The sequence below is a fragment of the Mesorhizobium sp. M1273 genome (assembly GCF_040318195.1).
GTDB lineage: Bacteria > Pseudomonadota > Alphaproteobacteria > Rhizobiales > Rhizobiaceae > Mesorhizobium.
This window is the reverse complement of record NZ_JAMYLV010000074.1, coordinates 1-5647: the sequence shown is the minus strand read 5'-3', so window position 1 is coordinate 5647 and position 5647 is coordinate 1. Positions and strand designations below refer to the sequence as shown.

The 5647-nt window shown below is 61.7% G+C and carries 3 protein-coding genes and 3 pseudogenes; 4 read left to right on the top strand and 2 right to left on the bottom strand.

What is annotated here, in order from left to right; translation table 11 throughout:
• Nucleotides 1-262 (bottom strand): annotated as a pseudogene (locus NKH30_RS32855) (curlin); the annotation flags it as partial.
• 176 nt (nt 263-438) lie between these two features.
• On the opposite strand from NKH30_RS32855, the gene NKH30_RS32850 reads away from it, so the two are divergent.
• Entirely contained in the window at nt 439-678 is a 240-nt protein-coding gene (locus NKH30_RS32850; protein WP_352542271.1) for a hypothetical protein, read from the top strand.
• A 129-nt stretch (nt 679-807) separates the two neighbouring features.
• Nucleotides 808-1185, top strand: a pseudogene (locus tag NKH30_RS32845) (Tn3 family transposase); the annotation flags it as partial.
• Between the two features lie 336 nt (nt 1186-1521).
• On the opposite strand, the gene NKH30_RS32840 reads toward NKH30_RS32845, so the two are convergent.
• The gene (locus tag NKH30_RS32840; RefSeq protein WP_352998145.1) at nt 1522-3528 is read right to left on the bottom strand and encodes an AI-2E family transporter; all 2007 of its coding nucleotides are present in this window, start codon (nt 3526-3528) and stop codon (nt 1522-1524) included.
• A 212-nt stretch (nt 3529-3740) separates the two neighbouring features.
• Here NKH30_RS32840 and NKH30_RS32835 point away from each other — a divergent pair, with 212 nt between their 5' ends.
• Nucleotides 3741-4811: a sensor histidine kinase gene (locus NKH30_RS32835; RefSeq protein ID WP_352998143.1), complete on the top strand. Its 1071-nt coding sequence runs from the start codon at nt 3741-3743 to the stop codon at nt 4809-4811.
• A gap of 535 nt (nt 4812-5346) precedes the next feature.
• Nucleotides 5347-5647 (top strand): annotated as a pseudogene (locus NKH30_RS33345) (integrase core domain-containing protein); the annotation flags it as partial.

The following is a 5647-nucleotide window of genomic DNA, read 5'->3' as shown; positions in this document are numbered from 1 at the left end:
TCTGGTAGGTGGCGCCGTAGTTGCCGGCCCCGTCCTGGCCGATAGCCGAAAGGTTGTGGCGGCCGCGCTGCTGGCCGATCACCTTGTTGAAGCGGCCGTTCTGGTAAACCCGGATACGGTTCTTGAAGCCGTTCTGGGCGCCGCCAGCCGAATTAGACCAGCCATACTGCTCGATGCTCACGTCGTTGGCCATGGCTGGGGCAGCGACGACAATGCCGACAAGAGCGGCGAGCGCGGTTGCGATGAAAGAATTGCGGATCATGAGGGCGTCTCCTTTGGCGGACGGGACCGCGAGTTGAACGGCTTCGTTTTAGGAGATGCCGTTCGAACCGATGCTGAAGGCGGCGTTCAGCCGTGGTTCAGGAGGAGAAGCGGGAGGCCGCCTACGTCCCTGCCCCTCATAATTGGGCTGATCGCCACTTCAGGCTGAAGAGGGCGGTGGCCGAAAAGCAACGCCACCTCTTCGATCGAAAAGCCAATTTTGAGCATAACGTTCGACATCCGCAGCTTCGTTACGCCATTGCGGCGGCGGACCACGGCAGCTTCTGCCGCGCCGCGCGGGCGCTCGACAATTGGCGCTACTTGCTCGTTCCGATGCACGCTACTGCAACATTTCCTTCGCCGCCGGCATTGTACTTTTCTGAGCGCTGCACTTTGCTCGTAATTCGTATCTCGTAATTCGTATAAAGACCCGAGATTCGCGGGTCTCTATGCTGGACTCCTCGGCCAGTCTGCGGCTGGCGTACTCCTTCCGGTTTAATTGCTTGATTGCTAATGTCCCGGTAGCCTTCAAATCCAAGTGTGTGACCGGTGCGACGTCCGCGCTGCCAAGCCGGCCTCAAGGGCGAAGGTGCGCATTAACTGAAGTGCGCCGTCTTCTTCCACGAGCGCGGCGAAATCCCGCGACCGATCATTCGAAAGCCAAGCGTTCCGCGCCTCCGGCCTCAACCTCGTCGTTAGCGCGATCGTGCATTGGGATCCGGTCTATATCGAACGGGCCGTCACTCACTTGGGCAAAATGCATCGCGAGGTTCCGGATCACCTGCTGAAGCGCGTCTCGCCGCTGAGCTGGGAACACATCAATGTGACCGGCATCTACACATCTACAGTTGGTAGGCAGATCATCAGATGCCAGAAGGCTTCCGGCCGCTCAGATTTCCGGCTCGGTTCCGCCACGCCGCATGAAGTTCATGCTCCGTTCGACCTTATCGTGTCGCTGGGAACAATTCTTGTGCCGACCCTAGAAAAGCCTGCCGCTCGTATTTGTGCGTGCTGATCGGACGGCGACATAGTGCGCCGTTGCGCACAGAGGGCCGTGCCCGTCCATCGGCGGGCTGGGCCTGCTATCGTACTGTCCTTGACGAGTTCGAACTGGATGGCCAGATGCTTGGCGTCATTGGCTGTGCGGTCGGTTCTTCGTTCGCCGTACTGGTGTTGAGCAGCTGTCTGCCTGACCGCTGGCCATCGCTGGGATCAATAACCCGCGCGCCAGGAGTGCCCCGCGGTGTCGTCGCCGCGGCCTCAGCTTGCAACCGCAAGCGGCGCTTTCTTCGTGACGGACGGCTGCCGGCGCAAGCGACGCTTGGCTGCGAGCTTGAGCGCTACCGGCGGCTCGCTTGACAGCGCGCCGCGCACTGCATCGACGATGCTATGGGCAACGAAATCGGCATTGATGTCGCCGGCCAGTGCTGCCGCCGCCTGGCTGTCGTCGTTGCCGGCCTCCGACCAGAACGCGATGCCAACCCTGAGCGCCGGCCTGGCGCGCTTCAGCCGGCGCACCAGGAAGCGGGCGTGCTTGACGGAATCGGGGTTGAGGAAGCCGACAACGACGGTATCGACAGCGGCAAGATCGAGCCGGCGAATGCTCGCCGGGTCCATATCGGCGAAGCCCGCCGTCGACACCGTCGCGCCTTGAACTTCGAGCACCTGCGCCAGCATGGCAGCGGCGGCATCATCAAGCTCGCCGCGCCCGCCGCAACACAGCACTGACATGCCGACGCCATTAGGCAGTTCGATCTCGTCCTCGGCTTCCTTGCCCTCCCCGGCTGTTTCCTTTCCCACATCCGTCTTGCCATACTCGGCGAAAGCCGGCTCATCCTCTTCGACCGCTTCTTCGTGTGCGCTGTCGTCGAGATTTGCCACCAGCGTCAGCGCGCTGGCTGCCATCTGCCGTCTCTGCTGGTCGTCCATGACGCCGCGGACACGATCCTGCTCGCCGAGCAACAAAGCGGGAATGACGATCTTGTCGTAGAACTCGACCAGATATTTCTCAAGCATCTCTTCGGCGTGGTCGGTGGCTTCGTCCGGATCGCCGGCCAGGAGCCGCTGGTAAAGCCGGGCATGCGGTTCGAGCACTGGCTCGTTGCCGAACAGCACGTCGAGGAATTCGAACTGCGGCACGTGCCTGCCGAGCACAACCAGACAGACGGTGAGGGGCGTCGACAGGACCAGGCCGAGCGGGCCCCACAGCCAAGTCCAGAAGATCGCCGCAACGATGATGGCCAATGGCGAGAGTCCCGTGCGCGCGCCATAAAGCCAGGGTTCGATGACATTTCCGGTGAGCAACTCCATCACCATGAAGAGGGCGGCGGTCCACAGCACTAGCGACCAACCGGGCGCCACCGCCAGCGCCAGGAACAGTGGTACGAGCGCCCCGATGACCGGGCCGATATATGGAACGAAGCGCAGCGCCAGCGCCAGCAGGCCCCACAGCAGCGCATTGGGGATGCCCAGAATCCAGAGCCCGATAGCGATCGGTATGGCATAGACGATATTGAGGACCAGCTGCATCAGCAGATACTGGCCGACGCGCTTGCCGGCATCCTGCAGCGCCTGGGTGGTGCGGTGCAGATCACCATAGCCGACTAGGCGGATGAAACGATCGCGCAGATCCTCGCGCTCCAGCAGCATGAAGATGACGACAACGACGATCAGAACCGCCGAGGCCAGCGGGCTGATCAACGGACCCATGAGGTTCTGCAGGATCTCGAGTGGCCGTTCTCTCGCGACGATCTCGACCGGCACGGGCACGGGCTCGGGCCTCGGCGCGTCGGCGGCGGGCGGTGACGGTTCCTGCAGATCGATCTCCTGCCCGACGCGCTGGATCACCTGACTCAATCTGGCAATGATCCCTCCTCCTGCCCCGGTTTCCTTGAGCGAGCGGATCTTGGTCAGGATATTTGTCTGGTAGGCCGGGATGTTCTGCGCCAGTTCGCTGACCTGCGACGCGGCAATGAAGGAGAACAGAGAGAGTGCCGCGAATGCACCGAGCACACTGACGATGACGGCAGGAAGGCGGGGAATGCCGACGCGCTTCAGAGCCGACACCACGGGCGCGAGCGCGAAGGTCAAAAGCAGCGCAACAGCGATCGGCAGGAACACTTCGCGCCCGAAATACAGCGCCGCAACCGCCGTCACGATGGTAGCGACGGTGGGCAATGAAGTGCGCGGACGGGCATTGGGGGCGAACGGAATGCCCACCAGCCCGGGCTCTGATGGGTAAATTCCGTTTAGACGATTTGCCGCCACTGAATACCTCGCCCTGCCAGCCGCCATGATATCGGGCATATTTAGCTGGCGTGCAACATCAGTGGGTCTACGCGCGCTTGCCGGATTCAGCGAACAGTCCGGCTCGCACGTTGTCGTGCTGCGCCGGTTAGATTCAATCCGCGACACGAGCCGTCAAGTGTGTAACAAGGGCCGAAGAGGAGGCGAAGGCGCCTCCAGATCGGCCTTGAGCCTTGTTCCACCCAATTGCGAATATCGAGGACGCGCAGACGCTGTCGCAGGCCATCGTCAACACGATCGCCGAACCGTTCCTCGTCCTCGACGAAAAGTTTCATGTGCTGGCGGCCAGCCGCTCTTTCTATCAGACCTTCAAGGTCGACCCCGAGGAGACACACGGCGCCCTTCTCTATGCGCTAGGCGACGGCCAGTGGGACATTCCGGCACTGCGCCTGCTCCTAGAGACGATCATCCCTGAGAAGACCGCCATGGACGGCTTCGAGGTCGAGTATGATTTCCCCAACATCGGCAAACGCACGATGCTGCTCAACGCGCGAAAGGTACTTTACGACCACAATTCGGCCGTCACCATCCTTCTCGCCTTCAACGACATAACGGCGCGGCGTGTCATCGAGCGGGAGAAGGAAGAGCTTCTCGGCCGCACCGAAGACCTATTGCGGCAAAAGGATGTGCTACTACGTGAGATGGAGCATCGGGTTGCCAACAGCCTGCAGATTATCGCCAGCATCCTGTTGCTGAAGGCCCGTTCGGTCACCTCCGAGGAAACCCGCCAGCATCTGAAAGATGCCCACCAGCGGGTCATGTCGGTGGCTGAAGTGCAGCGCCATCTCCACACCGCAGCAGGCATCGACGAAATCGACGTCGGCTCCTATCTGCCGAAGCTGTGCAGCAGTCTGGCCTCGTCGATGATCGGGGATGCACAGCCGATCGCCGTCAAAGTCACCGCGGAAGCCGGCAGGATCGACTCGCAGAAGGCGGTCAGCTTCGGGCTGATCGTCACCGAACTTATCCTCAACGCGATCAAATATGCGTTCCCCCGGGAGAAGACCGCAGCCCTGATCCATGTATCTTACGAGACCAATGGCAGCGACTGGAAACTGACGGTCTCCGACAATGGCACCGGCAAGCCAGCCGGCCGCGCACCAAATAGCGGCTTGGGAACAGCCATCGTGGAGGCACTGGTGAAGCAGCTCGAGGCCCGGGTGGATGTCATCAGCGACGCCAACGGCACGAGCGTATCGGTGTCCAGGGCAACGTTCACGTCGCGCATACCGCGGGCGGCGTAGCCCTTCCCACAACTCTCAGACCCAAAAAACAGCAAACCCGAACATCGTATTCTGCGTCAACGGCGTGGGCGACGTGCCTCTGGGGCTGGGACCAGGCCGATTGCGAAGTCTGGTTCGGCGAGCCACGCGGAGGTACGGCGAGCAAATACTATTCTCGAGACTACCTGCTTTGCTTGCTCGCCCCCGCCAATGGCAGCGAGTTCACCTCGAACGCCATCCTCTCCTGGGCGGATCAGAACCGCGTCGAATGCCATTACAACGCGGTGTATGTCCATGCCGATAATACGCACGGCTCCCTCCATCGTTGGTCACGAACAGGGAGCGAGCGGGCAACACGACAAATACGGATCCGCGCTCGCAGCGCATCCGGGCGAGTCGTAGGGGCGGCCAGATAATGTGCTCGAACTCGCAGTTCATCTGCATACGACGGCCTGCCCGCACTAGCGTGCTCCCGGTGCCCCGTGGCCCGGATGCGCCAAGCTTACCGAACCTGACGTACCGAACAAACGATGGCACCAAGAACATCATGCCGGATAATGGCTTCATCGAGAGCTTCAACGGCCGACTGCGCGATGAACTGCTCAACGAGACGCTGTTTACTTCGCTGGCTCAGGCACGCGTCGCCATCGCCCTGTGGCGCGCCGACTACACAACACCGCGCGGCCGCATTCCCAAATCGCCTGGCAGACACCGGCCGAGTTCGCCACTACCTTCAATCTGCGACGGTCGCTCGCGTGTGCGCGAACTCGATCCCTTGCCGCCGGGGGCGCGCGAGCCGCTGTCCGAATGGATCGACGATTGTGCCAATGCGCTGGTCGAGGCGATCATCGCCATCA